Annotated in this window: 17 protein-coding genes; 4 read left to right on the top strand and 13 right to left on the bottom strand. The window is 60.8% G+C overall.

Annotated elements, in window-relative coordinates:
• Positions 1-615 precede the first annotated feature (615 nt).
• Positions 616-1,308 (top strand): DedA family protein, encoded by a 693-nt coding sequence (locus IRZ31_RS08400; protein WP_297152334.1) that lies wholly within the window; start codon positions 616-618, stop codon positions 1,306-1,308.
• A gap of 155 nt (positions 1,309-1,463) precedes the next feature.
• Here IRZ31_RS08400 and serA read toward each other — a convergent pair whose 3' ends face one another.
• The 3 genes from serA to pyk all read right to left on the bottom strand — a co-directional run bounded on the left by serA (position 1,464) and on the right by pyk (position 6,176).
• Positions 1,464-3,182 (bottom strand): phosphoglycerate dehydrogenase, encoded by a 1,719-nt coding sequence (gene serA, locus IRZ31_RS08395; RefSeq protein ID WP_297152332.1) that lies wholly within the window; start codon positions 3,180-3,182, stop codon positions 1,464-1,466.
• A 35-nt stretch (positions 3,183-3,217) separates the two neighbouring features.
• Positions 3,218-4,381 (bottom strand): alanine--glyoxylate aminotransferase family protein, encoded by a 1,164-nt coding sequence (locus tag IRZ31_RS08390; RefSeq protein WP_297152329.1) that lies wholly within the window; start codon positions 4,379-4,381, stop codon positions 3,218-3,220.
• A gap of 295 nt (positions 4,382-4,676) precedes the next feature.
• A complete protein-coding gene (gene pyk, locus IRZ31_RS08385; RefSeq protein WP_297152326.1) occupies positions 4,677-6,176 on the bottom strand; it encodes a pyruvate kinase in 1,500 nt (499 codons plus the stop codon).
• 517 nt (positions 6,177-6,693) lie between these two features.
• Here pyk and rpsP point away from each other — a divergent pair.
• The 3 genes from rpsP (at position 6,694) to rimM (ending at position 7,905) form a co-directional block, all read left to right on the top strand.
• A complete protein-coding gene (gene rpsP / locus IRZ31_RS08380) occupies positions 6,694-6,987 on the top strand; it encodes a 30S ribosomal protein S16 (RefSeq protein ID WP_151726770.1) in 294 nt (97 codons plus the stop codon).
• A gap of 27 nt (positions 6,988-7,014) precedes the next feature.
• Entirely contained in the window at positions 7,015-7,245 is a 231-nt protein-coding gene (locus IRZ31_RS08375; protein WP_069803405.1) for a KH domain-containing protein, read from the top strand.
• Between the two features lie 87 nt (positions 7,246-7,332).
• Positions 7,333-7,905: a ribosome maturation factor RimM gene (gene rimM / locus IRZ31_RS08370; RefSeq protein ID WP_297152319.1), complete on the top strand. Its 573-nt coding sequence runs from the start codon at positions 7,333-7,335 to the stop codon at positions 7,903-7,905.
• 688 nt (positions 7,906-8,593) lie between these two features.
• On the opposite strand, the gene IRZ31_RS08365 is transcribed toward rimM, so the two are convergent.
• From IRZ31_RS08365 to IRZ31_RS08320, 10 genes are all read right to left on the bottom strand, one after another.
• Positions 8,594-9,868 carry an ROK family protein gene (locus tag IRZ31_RS08365; protein ID WP_297152316.1) on the bottom strand — a complete coding sequence of 425 codons (1,275 nt, stop codon included), beginning with the start codon at positions 9,866-9,868 and terminating at the stop codon, positions 8,594-8,596.
• Positions 9,869-10,291: 423 nt separating this feature from the next.
• Positions 10,292-11,773 carry a glycerol kinase GlpK gene (glpK, locus tag IRZ31_RS08360; RefSeq protein ID WP_297152313.1) on the bottom strand — a complete coding sequence of 494 codons (1,482 nt, stop codon included), beginning with the start codon at positions 11,771-11,773 and terminating at the stop codon, positions 10,292-10,294.
• A 179-nt stretch (positions 11,774-11,952) separates the two neighbouring features.
• Entirely contained in the window at positions 11,953-13,500 is a 1,548-nt protein-coding gene (locus IRZ31_RS08355) for an amino acid permease (RefSeq protein WP_297152309.1), read from the bottom strand.
• Positions 13,501-13,759: 259 nt separating this feature from the next.
• Positions 13,760-14,233, bottom strand: coding sequence for a carbon monoxide dehydrogenase subunit G (locus tag IRZ31_RS08350; RefSeq protein ID WP_297152306.1), 474 nt, complete (start codon positions 14,231-14,233; stop codon positions 13,760-13,762).
• On the bottom strand, positions 14,230-15,159 hold the full coding sequence (locus IRZ31_RS08345; RefSeq protein WP_297152304.1) for an FAD-dependent oxidoreductase: 930 nt from the start codon (positions 15,157-15,159) through the stop codon (positions 14,230-14,232). Before IRZ31_RS08345 ends, IRZ31_RS08350 begins: the two co-directional genes overlap by 4 nt.
• Positions 15,160-15,231: 72 nt before the next feature.
• A complete protein-coding gene (locus tag IRZ31_RS08340) occupies positions 15,232-16,686 on the bottom strand; it encodes an NAD(P)/FAD-dependent oxidoreductase (RefSeq protein ID WP_297152301.1) in 1,455 nt (484 codons plus the stop codon).
• A 429-nt stretch (positions 16,687-17,115) separates the two neighbouring features.
• Complete coding sequence (locus IRZ31_RS08335) at positions 17,116-17,955, bottom strand: energy-coupling factor transporter transmembrane component T (protein ID WP_297152298.1); 840 nt, start codon at positions 17,953-17,955, stop codon at positions 17,116-17,118.
• 22 nt (positions 17,956-17,977) lie between these two features.
• Entirely contained in the window at positions 17,978-18,862 is an 885-nt protein-coding gene (locus IRZ31_RS08330) for an ATP-binding cassette domain-containing protein (RefSeq protein ID WP_297152294.1), read from the bottom strand.
• Positions 18,847-19,686, bottom strand: a complete 840-nt coding sequence (locus IRZ31_RS08325; protein ID WP_112428067.1) for an ATP-binding cassette domain-containing protein — start codon at positions 19,684-19,686, stop codon at positions 18,847-18,849. Before IRZ31_RS08325 ends, IRZ31_RS08330 begins: the two co-directional genes overlap by 16 nt.
• Before the next feature lie 20 nt (positions 19,687-19,706).
• A complete protein-coding gene (locus IRZ31_RS08320) occupies positions 19,707-20,327 on the bottom strand; it encodes an ECF transporter S component (protein ID WP_151726761.1) in 621 nt (206 codons plus the stop codon).
• Between the last annotated feature and the right edge of the window lie 322 nt (positions 20,328-20,649).

The following is a 20,649-nucleotide window of genomic DNA, read 5'->3' as shown; positions in this document are numbered from 1 at the left end:
TTTCTTTCTCTTCAGAGCGAAATGATCAAAGTATAGATGCCTGGTTGGTTGCAGTAATAGCTCAGCAGGACAGCGAGCAGTTCAGTAAAAAGACAAAAAAGAAAGGAAGAAGGGCGAAGCAGGCAGAAGGACCTCACTACTGAGCGGTGTCCGGCCCGTTGGCGCTCAAACCGCTGGGGTCGCTGTTCTTCCCCTGGCCAAAGCCGCTCCAATGGGCGCACACGGGCGTGGCGCAGGCAGAGGCACTGGCTCAGACTTGACAATGAAATCTCCCCACTATGGACCTGCTACGCGCTCCCCTTGCGTCGAAGAAGGCTATTCGCTTAGATGATACGTTGCCAGACCAACTTTGTTGCAGAGCAAGATAGCTCACCGCTTCGGGCCAGGGCTTGCAACTCTATTGATGGCCCACTCGTCTTATGGGTGGAGTAAAAAGGGCACATGAAGACCTGGTTTGAGACATATTTGGGACCATTTCACGATAGGTAAGTAATGGCTTCTTCTGTTGTATACTCTTCAGAAAGAAGAGAGAAAAGCAGAGGGCCGCTTTCCGCCATTGGATAGATTGACTGGCTAGCTGGCTGGCATGGTTTGGTCTAAGCAGAAAGGAACAGCATGCTAGAGACACTGATCCAGTTCCTGCTCGACAATATTTTTTTCAAAGCTCATCCAATAGTTATTTATAGTATTGTAGCCCTATTTCTCTTTTTAGAAAGCTGTGGAATTCCGGTCATCAACAGTACGCTTTTGCTACTCACTGGAGCGCTGGTGACGCTCGGCCATCTGGATTTCTGGCCATTGGCCGGGGCTGCACTGTTGGGAAGCTGTGCGGGGGCCTGCCTGGCCTACTGGATTGGCGAATGGGGAGGGCGTCCGGCGCTGGTGCGGCTGATGAGATTCCTGCATATTGATGAGGGCAAAGCGAATGTGGCAGAGGGTTGGTTTCAGCATGCGGGGGTCTGGATGATCTTCCTCTCGCGGATCACTCCTTATGTTCGTCCCTTTGCCTGCTTTCTGGCGGGCATGTCGCGCCTGAGTTACCGGCGCTTCCTCCTGGCCATGTTTCTGGGCTCCCTGCTCTGGTGTGTGGTGATCATTCGCATCGGCATGGTGCTTGGAAAGCATTGGCGTTGGGGGGTCGCTCTGATCCAGCAGTATACGCTGCCGGCCTGTCTGATTTTAGTGGTCCTCATGGCGCTCTCGCTGGTCGTAAGCCGCCTGCTGCAGCGTCGGCTCAAGCAGCGCTTTCTGCAAGAGCACTCGCGCCAGAATGAGGAGGCCGAGCGCCAGCTGCTCAAAGTCCAATGAGCTGAGGAGCATAGATCTGAAGAGGGAGAAGAGGAAGGCAGCCCCCCCGCATCTAAAGCTCTAGCTGAGGCGGAGAAGGGCTGCCCTTTAGCGCCTGGGCTTGCCTGTCCAGGCAAACAAGCAAGCTAGCAGTGCCCCTCGACAGGCGTTGCTCCTCAGAGGTTGACCACCGTCAAGCCGAAGATATCGCCAGAGGCGCGGATCTCTTCGAGGGCCCACTCGGGGATCGGATCGTCGACCGAGATAATCATCAGAGCGATGTCGGGTTTGGCGCCGGGGTGACGCGGACGTGGAGCGCGCTCGATCGGTCCGACATCCATATGGCGGATATTGACGCCGGCCTTGCCCAGGATGGTGCCCACGCGCCCGATCATGCCAGGTTGATCGGGATTGCGGCAGAAGAGAATGTAACCCTCGGGCACAAACTCCGTCCAGTAGCGACCGACCCGCACAATACGCGGCTCCCCATGCATGACTGTGCCACTGAGCAGCTCGACATGCTCAGCCTCGCTCTCGCCCTGACCCGCGAAAGAGGCCCGGCCATTGACATCGAGCACGCGCAGCGTCACCAGGTTAGCAAACTCGCTTGCCGTAGGTGACTTCTGCTCCGTGATCTCCAGGCCGCGTTGTTTCGCTAACAGAGGAGCATTGATCATGTTGACATGCGCGTCTGAGATAGGTTCCAGCAAGCCCTTAATGAGAGCAGCCTGGAGCGGACGCAGATCGTAGGCGGTAATCTCGCCGCTGTAAGACAGCTCGATGCGATGGAGCGGACCTGGCTGGAGCTGGGTATAGAGGCGCCCCATTTTCTCCAACAGCGTCATATAGGGCTGGAGGACCTTCAGTGTCTCGGGCAGAATGAGCGGGGCGTTGACCGCGGCACGAGGGAAGCCACCGCGTAGGACGGTCACAATCTGTTCAGCCACGTCGAGAGCCACGCCGACCTGAGCCTCCTCGGTCGAGGCCCCCAGGTGAGGAGTAGCTACCACCTGCTCGTGACTGACCAGCTCCCGTAGCAGAGCGTGATCGCGAATCGGCTCCTGGCTGAACACGTCGAGCGCGGCCCCGGCCAGGCGCTGCTCTTTAAGCGCCTGCAACAAGGCCTCTTCATCGATGATGCCGCCACGCGCGCAGTTAATCAAGCGAGCGCTGGGCTTCATCAGGCTCAGCTCGCGGGCGCCGATCAGGCCGCGTGTTCCGGAGGGGCCGGTTGTCAGCGAAGTATGGAGCGTTACGAAGTCGGAGCGACGCAGCAGGTCCTCAAGGTTCGTCATCTGTACGCCCAGCTTACTGGCCTGCTCCGCCGAGACGTAGGGATCGAAAGCGATCACCTCCATCTCCAGACCGCGAGCGCGCTTTGCTACCTCGCTACCGACCTTTCCCAGGCCAACGATACCGAGCACTTTATTGCGGACCTCGCTGCCCAGGAAGCGGCTCTTCTCCCACTTACCGGCCTTCATACTGCGGTCGGCGGCGGGAATATGGCGCGCCAGGGCCAGCAACATCGCGATCGTATGCTCGGCAGCAGCGATCACGTTGCCCAGCGGGGAATTCACCACCATGATGCCGAGGCGTGTCGCTGTCTCTAGATCGATATTATCCACGCCCACCCCGGCGCGCGCCACAATCTTCAGGCGCTTGCCAGCAGCGAGCACTTCGCGCGTCACTTGCGTCTCACTGCGCACGACGAGAGCGGCGTAATCGCCGATGATCGAGCATAGCTCAGCGGGAGAGAGGCCCGTACGCACATCGATCGTGGCCTCTGGCAGATGGGTGCGTAGAAAATCGATGCCCTCCTGAGCCACGCGATCAGCAATCAAAATCTTTACGGTCTCTGTTGGCGCGGGCGGCGCAGGCTGTCTATCCTCAGCCATCACCATAGCCTTGCTCCCTCTTCCTGCAGCGGCGTTCAGTGGCCCGTGAAGCCGAAAGAGCGCAGGCGCTGCTCCACCTTATCCATCGCCTCGGCCAGATCCTCCTCGCGGAAGTAGCCCAGATGGCCGACGCGGAAAATCTTGCCCTCCAGGTGTTCCTGACCGCCACCCAGAACGACGCCATCCTGCTCGCGCAGAGCCTTCATAAAAGCCTTGGCATTGAAGCCCTCTGGCAGGCGGACCGCTGTTACCGTGTTCGAAGCGTAGCGTGGATTCGCGAACAATTCGAGGCCCATCTCGCGAGCGCGGCGGCGCACGTACTCACCGGCGCGGCGGTGGCGCTCAAAGATCGCTTCGCGTCCTTCTTCCAGCATTAGCTCCAAAGCGCGATCGAGGGCATAGAAGACCGAGACCGCCGGCGTCGTAGGATGCTGACCGGCCTCCAGTTTCTTGCGCGAGCTGGCCCAATCAAAGTAAAAGCGCGGCAGTTTGGCGCTCTTATTGGCCTGCCAGGCGCGTTCGCTGGCGGCGATCATCATCACCCCGGGCGGAGACATCCAGCCCTTCTGCGAACCCGTAAAGACGACATCGAGGTCCCACAGATCCATTTCTAGCGGAATGCAGCCCAGAGAGCTAACGGCGTCCACAGCGATCAGGGCATCGGGATTGTGACGCCTGATCAGCGAGGCCAGCGTCTGAATATCGTTGGTCACCCCCGTCGACGTCTCATTATGGGTAACCAGCACTCCGCGGTAGGGGGGCAGCGTCTTCAGGCGGCTCTCTACCACATCTGGGTCGGCCCCCTCACCCCAGGGGAACTCGATGCGGCTCACCTGCAGCCCGTAGGTCTCGGCGATACGTGCGAAGCGATTGCCGAAGGAGCCGATTGTAATCGCCACCACATGGTCGCCTGGGGAGAACAGATTAACAATAGCGCTTTCCTGCCCGCCTGTGCCGGAGGCGGGATACGTCAGGACAGGAGAGCGCGTCTGGAAAAAGTATTGCAACCGTGCGGTAACACGGCGCAGAATAGCGGCGAATTCCGGCCCGCGGTGGTTGATCATCGGGCGGGCCATCTCTGCCAGGATCTCATCCGGCACCACAGTGGGGCCGGGAATGCGGAGATTCTGCTTAGGGATCGGAGCCCGCGGCTCAACCTGGGGAACGGGGATTGGATTCTTTTCCTGCTGAACAGTCATGCACACCTCTTCTTCCTGAAACAGGACTCAAGAGCCGAGCCAGCCAGGCGGTACGTGCCATGCCATGTCTTGCCCCGTTGCAATAAGGCGCGGCGGGATAACATCGCTATTACCCGCCGCAGCCGATGGCGCTGGTCTGATGTTTTCCAGTATAGTCCTATTCAGCGAGGATGTCAAACGAAACGCGCCGCTGCCAACCTGCTGGTGCCCTCCGCCGCGGTGTCGCGTCAGGGAGGCGGGAAGCGGGGGGCAGGGCGCTGAGGAAGAAAGGAGCGATGGCTCTTGCTGACCTGAGCTAGCCGGAGGCGCGCCCCTCTCCGATGCGATGCAGTTTGACAAAATTGGTGCGTGCGCGACTGGCTACCGGCAGCCCGCCCATAATCACCACATGCTCACCCTCGCCGAGCAAATGGTCGCTCAAGAGGCGCTGCTCAACAGTAGCGATCAGCTCTTCGGTCGTCCCATGCATCTCGATCAGGCGTGGCCAGACGCCCCACCAAAGGGCTAGCTGACGATAGACGCGCTCCGAGGGAGTATACGCCAGGATCGGGCGGCGCGGTCGGTCTTTGGAGATCAGGCGGGCCGAGTTGCCCGAGCGCGTAAAGACCACAATCGCCCGTACACTGGCCTCCTCGGAGAGTGCGCGGGCGGCGTGACTGACAGCGTGCTCCTGGGACAGGCGTCGGCAATGTGGCGGCTGAGCGGTTCGATCGTCGGCCTCAGTCTCCTGAATAATGCGCACCATCATCGCTACTGCCTCCACGGGGTAGGAGCCGCTGGCCGTCTCGGCGCTCAACATCACGGCGTCGGTGCCATCAAGCAGAGCATTAGAGACATCAGCGACCTCCGCGCGCGTCGGCGTAGGGTTGGTCACCATCGACTCCAGCATTTGCGTGGCCGTAATCACTGGCAGTCCTAGCTCGTTGCAGCGAGCGATAACGCGCTTCTGGATCAGCGGCACCTTCTCTAGCGACATTTCGACCCCGAGATCGCCGCGGGCTACCATCAACCCATCGGCCACCTCCAGAATCTCATCGAGGCGCGCCACGGCCTCTGGCTTCTCCAATTTTACAATCAGGGGAATGTCACCCACGGCCTGCTGTCTGCCCTCATGGACAGTGATCTCCGCCTGCAGCTCCTGAAGAAAGCGCCGGGCCTCCAGCACATCCTCTGGCCGGCGCACGAAGCTTAGTGCCACATAGTCGACTCCGTATTGGACGCCGAAGCGCAGATCAGCGCGATCCTTCTCACTCAGGGCAGGGGCACTGACGGTCACGCCCGGCAAATTCATGCCTTTGTGCTCCTTGAGTAAACCCCCGTGAACCACCTGACAGCGCACGGAAAGACCGTCGCTAGCGAGCACGCGTAGCTCCATCAGGCCGTCGTCGAGCAGGATGCGATCGCCAGGCTTGACGTCTTGAGCGAGCTGCCCATACGTAGTGGGAATGACCGGCAGCTCGCCGCTCTGCTCTGGGAGTGGAGCACCCTCACCGTTGGTGGCCGGCTCGCGCGTTGTGATAATCACCTGCCTGCCGGTCTCCAGGCGCAGCGGCTGCCCGCCGGGCAAACTGCCGACGCGGATCTTCGGTCCCTGCAAATCCTGGAGGATGGCCACGGGCCAGCCCAGCCGCGTCGAGATGCGTCGGATGCGCTCAATTACCGCGGCGTGCTCCTCGTGGGTGCCGTGAGAGAAATTGAGTCGGGCGACGTTCATCCCGGCCAGCATCAGCTGCTCCAGACGCTCCTCACTGCTGCTGGCCGGTCCGATGGTACAGACAATCTTTGTACGACGCATGAACAAGCTATGCCCCCTCATACTCTGCATTCGCGCCTCATTATAGCAGAGAGCTAGCGAGCTGAGTGCTTCCTTTCCTGTTCTGCTCGACTCAGATCGGTTGACCCGCTCTGGCCCTGGCCGGCGCCCTGCGTGACCCGAGCCTTGAGCAGGCGTGGAGGCCCACCACTCCATCTGTTGACAAAATTTGTCACCCGTGCTATCCTGATGACGCCATTGGGGCCATGCCCTATGCCTTGTCCAGCATCTACGCAGGCTATGCCACGCGCGCAGCAGCGCAGCGTTTGCTCCAGCTCTCTCTTGCTTTGGCGTCGTCTGTGTATGAAGCGCTGTCCTCGGCGCGGCTGGCTGGAGTGAGGAGGGGACAGCTTGACGGGCGTGGTTCCGCCGATAAGATCAATGAGGGCGCTAGCTCTACGCAGGCTGGATTGAAACGCGCAATGGCCAGCCCGGGCTAGCGAAAGAGAAAGTACTGTTGAGGACTTTCCCCGTTGGGGAGAGGTGAGAAGAGGGAAGCATGGCTGTTAAGATTCGTTTGATGCGTGTGGGCAAGAAGAAGGCGCCCAGCTATCGCATTGTGGTCGCGAATGCCCCTTCGCCGCGCGATGGGCGCATTATTGAGAATATCGGCTGGTATAATCCGTTGCGCGAGCCGGCGGCGGTGCAGATCGATGAGCAGAAGGCGCTGCGCTGGCTGCAGCATGGGGCACAGCCCTCAGAGGCCGTGGTTGCGCTCTTCAAGAGCGCTGGAGTGCTGGAGCGCTTCGAGCAGGCGAAGGCGGGTTCTGCTTCCTCTGGTAAGGCAGAGTAGCTAGCTATGGCCGTGAGAAATTCTTCGATGCGCCGCTTGGTGGAGTATATTGCGCAGTCGCTGGTCGACAACCCGGCGGCGGTGCAGGTGCGCGAGGTACGCAACGACCGCCAGGCAGTGGTCCTTGAGCTGCGAGTGGCGCCCGAGGACTACGGCAAGGTGATCGGGCGAGAGGGCCGCGTGGCCAAGGCCCTGCGTACGCTGATGCGCGCTATGGGGACGCGCGAAGGCCGCCATACCTCCTTGAAGGTTGTCTAGCCTGGTTTCGCTAACCCTGTTTTTCTCTCGGAAACTCCTATGAGAGACGCTGAGCGGGCAATAACTGCCAGTTCTATCCAAGGTGATATGGAATGGGCGACCGTGGGGCGGGTGATTGCCCCCTTCGGGTTGCGTGGCGAGATCAAGGTGTTGCCGATGAGCGACCTGCCTGATCGTTTTGCGCAGCTGGAGGCTATCTATTGCGGTTCCCCTCCCCGGCGCCATCGCATCGAGCATGTCCGTCCCTACAAGAGCGGCCTCGTTCTGCTGAAGCTGCAGGGCTTCGATTCGCTGACAGCTGCCGAGGCCCTGCGCAACTGCGAGCTGCAGATTCCATTGGCCGAGTTGCCTCCCCTGCCTCCCGATTCGTATTATCAGCATGATATCCTCAACCTGCGTGTCTTTACCCTCGATGGCCAGGAGGTGGGGTCGATCACTGAGATCTGGCTAACCGGTAGCAACGATGTCTATGCAATCCGCATGCCAGATGGCAGGCAAGCCTTAATCCCTGCCGTCAAAGAGGTGATCAAGCAGATCGATCTGGTGCGCCGCACCATGTACATCGATCCCCTGCCAGGCATGCTGGATGAGCGAGAGGCCATCATCGATCGTGGTGAATTAGAAGACGTGGATGATACAGGCGAGGTGCTTGACCTCTAAAAGCCGCCTGCCTCTCGTGAGTCCCTCTTTCCCTGCTCGGCGCTGAATACCTTGCTCGCCTGTAGTTCTGCTTCCGCCGCGAAAACTGCGCGCTAGCGGGTCGCTCTCCTTTAACTCTCGCCCTTACTCCTTCTCCACTCTTTGTCAGCGTGAACTGGAGCGCGTCGGCGGGCCTAATAAGGCCGGCTGCCGCAGCGCGACAGCTTGGGGTCTCGGCCAGCGATTGCTCTCGCCTGGCCGGGCTGCTCTTTTGGGCGTGCTGATTTCTTATAGTAGTAGTAATAGAGCGGCCAGTCAAGAGAGCGCCAAGCGCTGCCTGGCTGACAGGGACAAGGCTCACCAGACAATCGCCCCCTGCCGACTGAGGGCCGCACTGCTTAGGTGGAGCGGGATCGCTCTGGTCTTATAAGGCACCACATTGAGAGCCGCTCGCTCTGGCCTGTGATCGAAAATCCAGACGGCACCACCGCTGCGGAGACCTATGGCCGGATTCATCTCGCTGATAAAAGCTGCGCAGCCGCGAAGCCCAGGCCCAGACTGTGGTTTATCAAAACTATGCCCGGCACCAGGCGACAACGCCTCTGCCACCTCGGACGGGCCTACCTGGTGCAGCCGCAGCATCTACCTATGTTGGTGCAGCTGGTTTTTGCCGCTCCTCAGTGGGAAGAGTCCTGGCCTCTGGGCCGGCCTAATGATCGCGACCACGCAGGCGGCGAGGATTCACGCGGGGATGAGAAGGCGCTGCAGGGCCTAAGTCATCGGGGGAGAGAGGCCCTGATGGCTGAGGACGCTCGGCGACCAGCCGGCTGAGATCGTCGCTGGCGGGGGGAAGGCGATAGGTGCGGCTAGAAGAACGGGCCTCCCGCCGTCGGGCGGCCAGCTCTTCTAGAGCCAGCCCGCCTCCGCCTCCGCTGGCGAGTGCAGGAGCCTCCTCAGAGGGCAAGGCTAATGGTTCTCCCTCAGCACGGTGGGCCGGTAGTGGAGCCAGGAACGGTACGGTGCTACCGATGAGAGCCGCATCCCGTCCCAAATGCGCCGGGACAATGCTCAGGGCCTGGACGCGCTGACCCTCTTCCGCCGCTGTTGGCGCCCCAAATTGGGAGAGGAGCGAGTGACGCAGATAACCGAGCAACAGCTCATCAGCGTTGAGCAGGCCGTTCCCCAGCACTACGACCTCGGGCGCGAAATGGCGCAGATAATAAGCCACTGCAATGCCGAGCCAGTGCCCTACTTCTTGATAAATAGAGAGCGCCACGTTGTCTCCCCGGGCCGCCTCCTCGGCCAGCAACTGGGCGCTGAAGTTCTCGCGATTGCTGAGGCGCTGAATCAGGCTGCTCGATTCACCCTTGCGAGCTGCACGCTGAATCAGACGCTGGAGCGCCTCGAGCGACACCAGGGTACTGATACAGCCACGGCGCCCACAGCTACAGCGCGGGCCAGTGTTGGCCACGGGCAGATGACAGACGTGACCAGTGCAGTCGCGGGCCGTTGGCTCCGGTTGCCCATCACTGATCAGAGCCGCGCCCACAACCGCTTGGACGGTGAGTAGCAAAGCCTGGCGCCTGTTCCTGGCGGCACCAAAGGCATATTCACCCAGCGCTGCGGCCTCAACGTCGCTGTGCAGTCGTACAGGCAAGTGATAGCGCGTTTCGAGTAGATCGCAGAGGGGAAAATGATTGAGGGAGGGAAGGAGAGGAATGAGAAAAGGACGGCGGTATGTCTGATCAGGTTTCCCCGGCAAGGCCACGCCAATGCCGCGCAGAGCGTAACCTGCTCCCTCGGCTCGCTGTATGGCGGCATCTATCGCCCGTAGATATGGCTCCAGCGTGGCTCGCGCTGGCCGCCCGCGCAGCGTTCTGGCTTCGAAGCGCTCCCGGACCTGACCGTCGGCAGAAATAATTGCGATCGTCGCCCGACTGCTTCCAATCTCCACCCCGACCGCCGCGCTCAGCTCTCGCACCATATCCCTGATCCTGCTAGCGGCTTCTCCCCGGGTGGTTGCACTCTATCAGAACAAGTGTTCTAGATGTGGTAGACCCGGGCAACATAGACAGAAACAATAACGACAGTTTATGCAATTCAAAGTATACTCACTGTTGAGAACATTTGTCAAGAGCATCTGTTCGTCTCCAGAGGGGCGCCGAGTTCGAGATCCAGCGAGAGGGGGCGGGAGCGTACCCTTCCCTGTCGGGGGGAAGGAAGAGAAGCCAGACGCCGGCGAGACTGACGGTTCTGGGGGCAGCAGTGAGCGGCAAATGAGGGGCGGCGGAGCAAGCACGAGGGGAGCCATCTCGCCGGGCTAGCGAGGTGGCTCCCCGCTCTTGACTCCAGACTGGCGGTGAGCGAAGGTCAGTACGAGTCGATGGCAGGCAGAACGAAAGCAGGCTTAAGCAATAGCGGCCCAGCCGCGTGCGCGCTCCACCGCATTAAACCAGCGCCGATAGAGTGCCTCGATCGAACCATTGCCACGCGGGCGGTAGACCTTCGCCTCGCGCCAGAGGCGAGCCGTCTCCCTCTCATCGTGCCAGAGGCCGGCCCCGATCCCTGCCAGAAAAGCGGCACCCAGGGCTGTCGTTTCCTGGACGGCGGCGATATGTACCTCGACCCCGGTAATATCGGCCAGCGCCTGCATCAGGAAGCTATTGGCCGAGGCGCCGCCGTCGACTTTCAAGCTGCGGATTGGACGCCCGGTATCTTGAACCATTGCCTGCAGCACGTCGCGAGTACTGAAAGCGATTCCCTCCAGGGTGGCCCGTACCAGATGGGCGCGTGTTGTGCCGCGAGTCAAGCCAATAATCGTACCGCGGGCGTAGCTATCCCAATAGGGGGCCGCCAGGCCGGCCAGAGCTGGCACAAAGAAGACGCCACCGCTGTCAGGGACTGAGAGAGCCAGCTCCAGCGTCTCCTCGGGGCTGTGAACCAGGCCAATATCGCGCAGCCACTGGATCGCGGCCCCGGCCACATAGATTCCGCCGTCAAGAGCATAAACGATCTCCTCGCCGCGTGACCAGGCCACTGTCGGGAGCAAACCGTGGTGTGAAGTCGGCAGCGTCTGGCCGGCGTTGAGCAAGATAAAGGCGCCGGTACCGTACGTCACCTTGACATCGTTGGGAGCATAGCAAGCCTGGCCGAAGAGGGCCGCTTGTTGGTCCACCAGGGAGGCAGTCAGCGGCAAAGGGTGCCCGAAGTGCTCCGCCGAGATCGTACCAAAGAGCGAACACGACGGCTGAATCTCTGGCAAGATTGAGCGGGGGATCTCCAGCAGCGCCAGGATCTCCTCATCCCAGTCGCGCAGACGAGGATTATAGAGCATCGTTCGGGAGGCCGTTGTCTCATCGGTACGATGCTCGCCCAGCAGGCACCACATCAGCCAGGCGTCGGTCGTGCCTGCCAGTAGCTCCCCGCGAGCAGCTAGCTCACGTGCCCCGGGGACATTATCCAGAATCCAGCGGATCTTCGTTGCCGAAAAATAGGGATCAAGCGGTAATCCGGTACGTTCGCGAATCAAGCGTTCGGCTCCCTCGCGGCGCAGCTGCTCGCACAGCAGATCGGTGCGGCGGTCCTGCCAGCTAATGGCGTTATAGAGCGGCTGCCCGCTGCGCCGATGCCAGACCACTACCGTCTCGCCCTGATTCGCCAGGCCGCAGGCCAGCAGTGACACCTCGCCGGCGCTCTGCAGAGCCGCGCGGGCGTTCGCGATCACACTCTCCAGCAAGTCATAGGGATTCTGTTCCACCCAGCCCGGTTGTGGATAAGTCAGCGGCACCTCGCTCGCAGCTTGAGCCAGACAACGAGCTTCGGCATCAAACACGAGCGCTTTTGTGCGGGTGGTTCCCTGATCGATAGCGAGTATTGCGGGAGCCATCATCCTTGCTCTCCTCCTGTACTGATGCCCTTCCCAACACAGCATGGCCGGCGGCATCTCATCGCCTCTGGCCCTGCTCGTGCGCTGCTGATCCCTCATTCACCCGTAGAGAGTAAGCAAGCGCCCGAACAGGCCAGGGTAGCAAGCAGGTTGGGCTGGTCGGATAGAGTGCGCCGGCTCTGCTACGTCGTTGACGAGCCTGAGATCTCGGCGGAAGGTGAGGAGTTGCCCAGGGCCCGTACCGTCTCCTCGATCGGTACTGTCTTAAGGACCGCCGGTCGTGCAATCAGCAGCCAGACGAAGTAGATCAGGCCGAGCGCGAACATCCCCAGGGTATAGAGCCAGGGAACAGCGAACTGCCCATCGCGGAAGATCAGCAGTTCGAAGACGAGCCAGATGAGGGCCAGAATAATCACCGGCCACTCAAAGACCCCCAGATTGAGGCCGCCGGGAATAGAGGGCAGCCGCCGTCGGGCAGCCACATAATAGATCACCGTCAACAGATAGATGATCGCGGGCAAGAGGGTAGCCGCCGAAAAGAGATTGCCGAGGGTTGTTGTCTGGTTCTGAGCCAGACCGATGCCGGCAAAGAGGGCCAGGACCAGCTCGCACAGGACAAAGGAAAGCACCGTCGATGGAACCGGCGTGCCCGTATTGGGATTAACCTGGCGCAGCCAGCGCGAGGCAGGAAAGCGCTCGTCGCGCGACATTGCCCAGATCAGACGTGTCAGTGTGATAAAGATCACCAGGCCGCAGGCAAAGATCGAGAACGTCACCAGCACCAGGAAAATATCGCCAACGATCGGCCCGAGGATATGGGTAATGATATCGGCCACTGGCGTCGCGGAGCCGGCCAGCGCCTGTAAATTGTCCGAGGCCAGATTGAGGGCGATCAGGAAGGCGAAACCGACAATGCCGCTTAGCAGAACCGAAGACCACATGGCAAACGGCACCGTACGGTGTGCCTCCTGCGTCTCCTCGGCCAGGTTCGCTGCGGCCTCAAATCCGACAATTGTGAAGGCTCCCAGCAAGAAGGAGAGCATGAAGGGGCCGCTGGAGAAGAGGCCGCCAAAGCTGAAGTAGTTGGCGGCGGGAACGCTGCCTGTGCTGAAGAGATGATCGGGGTGGAGCAGGCCACGGACACCGCCGACGATCAGCAGCAGTAAGGTCAGGCCCACAATGCCAACCACCTCCGTGCCGACGGCGGTATTGTTGATGCGCGTCGCCCAGACAGTAGAAAAGAGCACGAGCAGCGTCTGGATGAGAATCACCGCCGCGGTGGCGATCCAGGCATTGACTGGCGTTTCTGTATAGCCGAAGAGCATCGGCAGAACTGTCTGTGCCACCGCATAGTCGACTGCCACCACATCGACCACCAGGAAGGTGAAGGAGATCCAGCCTGTGAGCCAGCCGATCTTTGGGTTAATCAGACGCGAGGCCCACTGATATGAATAGCCGGCCAGCGGAATGCGGGAGGCCAGAGCCCCAAAAACGAGCGCCACCAGGAGCTGACCGACAATGACCAGTGGCCAGGTCCAGATGCCGCGAGGCCCACCCCAGTTCAGCACTGAGCCGTAAGTGGTGAAGATACCCGTCGTGATCGAGATAAAGGAGAAACCTACAGCGAAGGAAGCGAAGCGCTTCAATTCGCGGCGGAACTCCTGCCGGTAGCCAAACTGTTCGACAAGCTGCTCTTCTGAGACCAGCTTTGGTTGCTCGCTGAGCGACATAGAAGGTGCTCCTTTCTTCGGCAGGGCGAACAGATGCGCATCCTTGATGGGCCGTTGGCTAAGGAACAAGATCCGTGCCAGCCCGGTGGGCGCCATCTAGCTAGTCGGGCTGATAGCAATCCTCAGCTCAGGGCCTCATGGGCGCGCTCCCCTGCGCAGCAGACCGTGTGATAGCTTCATCCCGTTGAGGAATGAAGGAGTGGTAGAGCTGGGCCAACCCGGCCCGGCGGCGGGCAGACCAGGCGAGCAAGAGCCGCCTCTAGCGTTGACCAGGTTCCTGAGCCTGGGCTGAGAAGAGCTGAGCAACATTGGCGGCGAACTGTGACGCCAGCCGATTCGCCGTTGCCCGGATGATGGCCTCGCCCAGGCTTGCCAGGCGTCCCAGCATCGAAAGTTCGATCGTGTAACGTACCTCCGTTCCTCCCGTCATAGAGATGGGGATCAGGTCAACCACCAAGTGGGCGCGGAAAGCCCCGGCCATTGCCAGCGGCTCGCCGACCATCTCGGCGACCAGATGGTCCGGCTCACGCGCCTCCAGCAAGGTACCGTGGGCGCGGGCGCGGATGGTCATGAACTGAATCTTGACCGCCAGCAGCGCCTCATAGTGGGTGTCATCGACACGTTGCGCCTGCTCGCAGCCTGGGACGACCCGACAGAGCTGAGTCGGGTCCATAAAGATCTGCCAGACCTCTTCTCGGGGCGCGCTGACGTTGACCGCGCCGTTGAGCTTCATGATACACCTCCTGGCAGCAGGGTTGCCACCTCTTTCCCCATTCGCACGGAATCCTCATGGTCTAACTCCGGTCTGACCACTGTGCCGATGGCATAGATGCCCGGAATATTCGTGCGATAGTGGGCATCGACGGCGATGGTGCCAGCAGCGGTCAATGCAACGCCGCTGCCCTTCAGCCAGTGCGTGCCAGCCAGCAAGCCCGTGGCGTAGATCAAGGTATCGACCTCGACTTCCACCGACTGCTGGTCACAGAGCAAGCGCACGGCGGTGAGGCGAGGAAAGCCGCAGATCTCCTGCAAGGTTCCGCAGAGCCTGACCGAGCGACCATTGCCACTGGCGGGAGCTGCCGTGATCACCTCCAGGCCCACCTCAGCCAGACGCCTGGCCGTGGCCAGGGCGTAGCGCGAATCGCCGTAGACCAGGGCGCGCCGCCCGGGCAGGTACCCCTGGGCCAGCAGCTGCAGAGCCAGTACGGGTGTCATGACTCCCGACGGACGTGTCCCGGGAATAGCATCATGCTCGCGGGGACGCTCCACTCCGCCGCAGGCGATTACCACCTGGCGAGCGCGCAGCTGCGTCGTGCCCTGGCGCCGACGTACGACCAGCGTATGGGTCGGCTCTGCATCGTTGGCAGGCAGCAGTCCTACTGCCGTCGTTTGCAGGAGCAACCTCACCCCCGAGGGAAGCTGGAAATCCCGCAGCAGCTCCCACTCTGTTCCAAAGCCGTCGGCTGGCAACAGATAGCGCAGCAATCCGCCCACCTGCTCCTGGTAATCGAGCACCACCGTGCGCCCGAGGGCCGTGCCCCCACTATGCAGCAGGCTCAAGGCGCTCAGGCCGGCTCCAACAATGGCCACATCATAATCTCCCTCATGCAGGTCTTCCATCAGAGGCATGTCCTCCAAGGTATATGCTGACATCTGCATCTTCCTCATCTGCTTCCTTTGCTCCTGCATTTACCAACACTCCCAGCGATTGGCAGGCCAGAGGATGCTGACCTACTGTCCTCGCTTGGGCCGCTCACCGCTGTGGGCGGGGACGCCCCCAAGGTGCGTCAGGCGCTCGACCAGCAAGCGTGAGCCTGGGGCATGCTTCTCCAGAGACAAAGGATCGCGTCCCAGCTCCTGCTGGAACAATGCGATCAGACGAGGGAGGCAGAGATTGCCCTGGCACTCGCCCAACATCGCGCCCGTCCGCCGCTTCAGGCCATCCAGAGTCTGCGGAGGGAGGGTTGAGCGCAGGGCGGCCAGGATCTCGCCGCGAGTAATCGAACGGCAGAGGCAGACCACCTCGCCATCTTCATGGGCGGCTTCACTCAGAGGCTCTGGTAGTGTCTCGCGGTAGCTGGTACGCAGACGCAGCCCCAACGTTTCCCCGACCAGCTTTCCAACGTAGTGCCCAATGGCCGGTGAAGCCGACAGACCGGTAGAGCGAATACCAGCCACATGAAGCAGACGCTCGCTGACGGTTGAAGGGCGAATGATGTAGTCGCCGGTACTGCTCACGGCGCGCAGGCCGGCGAACTGACGCACGGTAGAGACTGTGCTCATAGCTGGCACCAGCCTTCCCACACCCTCGCGGATGCGCTGCTGCCCCGCCGTGGTTGTCGCCAGGTCTCTCTTATCGCTGACATCCTCTGCTGTCGGCCCAAGCAAGACACCGCCGAAAACGATCGGTGTCACCAAAATACCCTTGGAGACCTCGCTTGGTACCGGCAGAATGATCTGAGCAACGCCGTGGTCCTCCTCGGTGATCAGAAACTCACCTTTGCGTGGTGTGAGTCTGAAGGAATGATCGCCCGCCAGGCGCGCGATCTCGTCGGCCCACAGCCCAGCAGCATTGACAACGAGGGCCGCCGAAAAGGTTTTGCCGTTTTCCGTGCGCACCCGAAGCCGCTGTGGTCCTACCTCAATGGCGCTCACGCGCTCACCCAGAAAGAGCTGGGCCCCATTAAGGAGGGCATGCTCGCAGTAGGCGCGTGTCGTCCAAAAAGGATCGATGACCCCTTCACCTTCGACCAGAACACCGCCAACGATGCGCTCGTTGACGTAAGGGGCCGCCTCCAGAATCTCCGCCCGGCTCAACGGCTGCAACGTGATCCCATTGGCCGCTGCTTTGGGCACAATTTCCCTGGCAATGGTGGCCTGTTCCTGTTCATTGAGGGCCACCATCAGCGCCCCCGTCTGCAGATAGGGAATGTGAAGGCGCGCAATGACCTCCGGCCACAGTTGACGCGCCTCGGCCAGCAAGCGCGCCTCCAGGGTGCCTGGCCTGGCATCAAAGCCAGTGTGCACAATAGCGCTATTGGCCTTGCTGGTACCTTCACAGACGTCGGGGTACTGCTCCAGCAAAGCAATGCTGGCATCGTAACGCGCAAGCTCGCGTAGGATCGCGCAGCCAACAACACCCCCACCGATCACAAGAATATCAACGTCAAGATCTATGCTGGTCATCTCCATATACCTGCCTGATTACCTTCCTCGCTGACGCAGTCCGCCCGGCCTCGCTGAGCACACGCCATCACAACAACAACCAGCGCAGGCCATAAGCCCTCCTTCTCCCCTTCCTCCCGGCTTCCATCCAGGTTAGTCTGATAGTTTATGATATAAGTTTACGGATTAGGCGATGGTTTGTCAACATTTTCTCTCGTCATATTGACACAAAGCCGCCAGACTGAGTACAAGCAAGGCCAAAGTCGGGGAGCAGGACACTGGAAGAAAAATGAGGCTGGGAATGAGAGCGGCCAGTGGACGAGATCGCGGCTCAGGCCAGATCAGGTCAGGTCAGGGAGCGATCGCGAACGGACTCAGAACATCCTCAAAGTAAGCCCGGCATGGGGCAGCGGCGCTGGCATACTAGCCACACGGCTCTGCCGGCGCCGCCTAGAAAGGGCTGACAAGATTGAGGGCCACCAACAGCCCGCAGAGGAGCAGACAGCAGGCCAGCGCCAGGCTATCGGCGCCAGTCCACTGCAAAGCATGCAGCTTACTGCGACGCCAGCCGCGGTAGCCGGCGCGATAGCAACGAGCCTCCATAGCCGTGCTTAACATCTCCACGCGCTGCAGCCCGCTCATGAAGAGCGGCACAATGATCCCACTCAGCGCCCGAATACGCTGCCAGGGGTTGCCGCGTCCGAAGCGCACTCCACGCGTCGCCTGGGCGATGCTCAAGCGTTCCACCTCAGTAATGAGGAGGGGCACAAACTTCAGGGCAATCACAAAGACCATCACCAGCTCGTGAACCGGCAGCCCGAGGCGACGGAGGGGACGCAGCAAAGCCTCCGCTCCATCGGCCAGATCGACCAGCGAAGTAGTCAGCATCAGGAGCGAAGTCAAATAGTACAGGAAAATCACTCGCAGATCGACCTGCGTACTGTGAACGAGGCCCTCCCAGGAAATCGTCAACACTCCCCAGTGCCAGATCACGCTCGTCGCCTGCGTGCTCGACGTATAGAACAACACCTGAAAGGCATAGAGTACCACTAGAAAGCTGATGAACATGCGCATACCCTGCAGCACATAGCGCAGAGGCAGGCGAGAGAGCCACTGAAGGAAAAGACAGAAAAATAAGCAGAGAGCCAGCGCAGCAAACTGGCTAATATAGGTAAAAGCAGCGACAGCGAGAGCAAAGCAGAGGATCTTGGCCCGCGGATCAAGGCGGGTTAGCCATGAGCCGTTATCGACGTATTGACCAAAGGAGATATGGCGCGAGATCTCAATCATGGTATCCACCTACTGGCGAGTATCACGGAGAGGAGAGCTGAGTCTCCTGGCTGGCGGCATGAGGAAGGAAGCGCACCAGCTCCTCTTCAAGCTCATCCAAGGTCAGCACATCGCAACGGAGAGCGGGCCAGAGCGAGCGCAAGCCCAGAGCGATTTGCGTAATCTCGGGCAAGGTAATATCGAGCGCAAGCAGCTCCTCGGCGTGAGCCAGGACCGTGCGAGGGCTACCGCTCAAGACCACACGTCCCTCATGGAGAACAATCACCTGATCGGCCAGCATGGCCACATCGGCCAGGCTGCTCGATGTGAGCACAATCGTCAGCCGGCGCTCCGTCTTCAAGCGCTGAAGCAAAGCCAGCAGCTCCTGCCGGCCCTGGGGATCGAGGCCCGCCGTCGGCTCATCGAAGAGAATGGCCTCGGGTTCCAGGGCCAACACGCCGGCGATCGCCACACGACGCTTCTGTCCGCCGCTCAAGGAGGCAATGTAGCGTGTCCGGAACTCCTCGTAGGGGAGTCCCACCGCCTCCAGCGATTCCTGGACCAGGCGCCGCGACTGCGCCGGCGAAAGCTTTTTCCGACGAGGCCCGAAGGAGACATCCTTGCCAACCGTCTCCTCAAAGAGTTGGGCCTCGGGAGACTGAAAGACAATACCGACGCGCAAGCGTAGAGCCTCAAGATCGAAAGCGGCCTGGTGGATATCCTGGCCGCGAAAGAGCACCGAGCCACGGCTCGGTCGGAACAGGCCCAAGAGCGTCAGCAGCAGCGTCGACTTGCCGGCCTGTGTTGGTCCCACAATAGCGGTAATCTTGCCCTCGGGGATCGTCAGGCTACAGCCCTTGAGGGCCTCGACCGCAAACGGCGTCCCGCGCATGCGGGTATAGTAGACATCCTTTACTTCAAAGAGCATAAAGCCGCCTTCAGATCATCCAGAGTCAGAATCACCTCTGGGAGCTGCGACCATCCCCTGGCGCGCAACCGTTGGCCGAGCTGCGTAATCAGCGGCAGACCCAGGCCAGCGCGCTCCAGCTCCTCCCGATGGCGCAGGACGCTGGCCGGCGTCCCGTCCAGCAGCACGCGCCCCCGGTTCATGACAATCACGCGATCAAAATCGGCAAGCTCGTACATATGGTGCGTAATATGGAGCACGCTGATGCCTCGCTCCCGTGCCAGGCGACGCACCGTCTCAAGCAGCTGCTCGGCAGTGTGTCCGGGGATCATCGTCGTTGGCTCGTCCAGGATCAGGTAGCGGGGACGCATGGCCAGGACACCGGCCACCGCCAGTCGCTGCTTTTGGCCCTGAGAGAGATCGCTCACTGCGTGTCTGGCGTATGGTCGCAGATCAAGCAAATCAAGCATCTCCTCAACGCGCTCCTCAATTTCGAAGCGCGGCAGGCCCAGGTTTTCCGGCCCAAAGGCGATCTCATCGATCACCGTATTGGTGACCAGCTGATCATCGGGGTTCTGGAAAACAAGGCCCACAGACTGACGGATCTGCCAGAGACTCTCGCCGCCGGCGTCCGTGCGCAGGCCATCGACGATCACGCTCCCCCGCTGTGGCAGCACGATGGCCGCCAGCAGGCGGGCCAGGGTGCTCTTGCCCGAGCCATTGTGACCGATGAGGGCGATAGTTTCGCCCTCATCGATCCGCAGCGTAACCTCTTCCAGGGCTGGAGCTATGCCCTCTTCAGCCTCGCCACTATAGCGGAACGTAACGTTGTTGACCTCGATCATAGCTCAGCGGGCCCGACTCCTTAGTAAGGCAGAGTATCGCGTGGCTTGGTCTCGCGCGCACGCGCCAGCCGGCCCCGCACTGCCTCGTAGGAGCGCACGATCAGAGTGATTACGATGGCTGCCGCGATCGCCTCCACCACGGCCTGGGGAATAATCAGCACGATGAAGCCCCAGGGCAAATAGCCGCGCAGGAAACCAAGGCCAAGCACAAAGACCGTATTGGTGGCCGAACCGATGGCACCCGCCAGGGCCGAGGCCGCAGTGCGATTCGTGCGCTGCAGAGCGGCAAAGGCTAGCCATGATGTCAGGCCGATCAGAATGCGCGGCAGGAAAGCGATCAGCGGGTCCTTGAACAGAGGGCTGCCGGCGCGCAGGAAGCTGGTCAGGCCGAAAAAGAAACCCGTGATCATACCGACCAGCGGGCCTTCAAGCACAGAACCGACGATGACCGGCAGATGCTCCGTCGTGGCGGCCCCCGCCGGCGTTGGCAGAGGAATATAGCCAACGAAGGGAATGTAGGCCATTAAGATGGTCAGACCGGCCAGCACACCGGCAGTGGCGATGCGTCTCGTCGAGAGTGACCAGGGAGATTCCTTCGGAGGTGTGAATTTGCCCTGCGGGCTAAACGTATCATTGCTCAACGCTGGCACTCCTTTAGTCCAGAAGCACTAGCTAGCTCGTTGCGGCTGCACATTGCCTCATCTGCCAGCGCCGGCGGACAGGAGAGTACCAAGAGGAGAGAGGGCCAAAGCCAGCGCTGGCCAGGACGCAGCAATGAATCCATCCGCGATGCAAGAAGAAATAGCCGGACTACAAAAAAACCTCCTCTCCTCTTGCGAGAAAGAAGTCGAAGGAGGTTTTTAAATATCTTAAAAAGATTATAATGACAAAGCAAGTGAGCTGTCAAGGAACAGCAGGCCCAGCTGTGGTGCTGCTATCGGCCTCGGAGCGGCGAGACAGGTG

It is taken from the genome of Thermogemmatispora sp. (assembly GCF_019683635.1).
Lineage (GTDB): Bacteria > Chloroflexota > Ktedonobacteria > Ktedonobacterales > Ktedonobacteraceae > Thermogemmatispora.
This window is presented reverse-complemented; position numbering and strand designations above follow the sequence as displayed.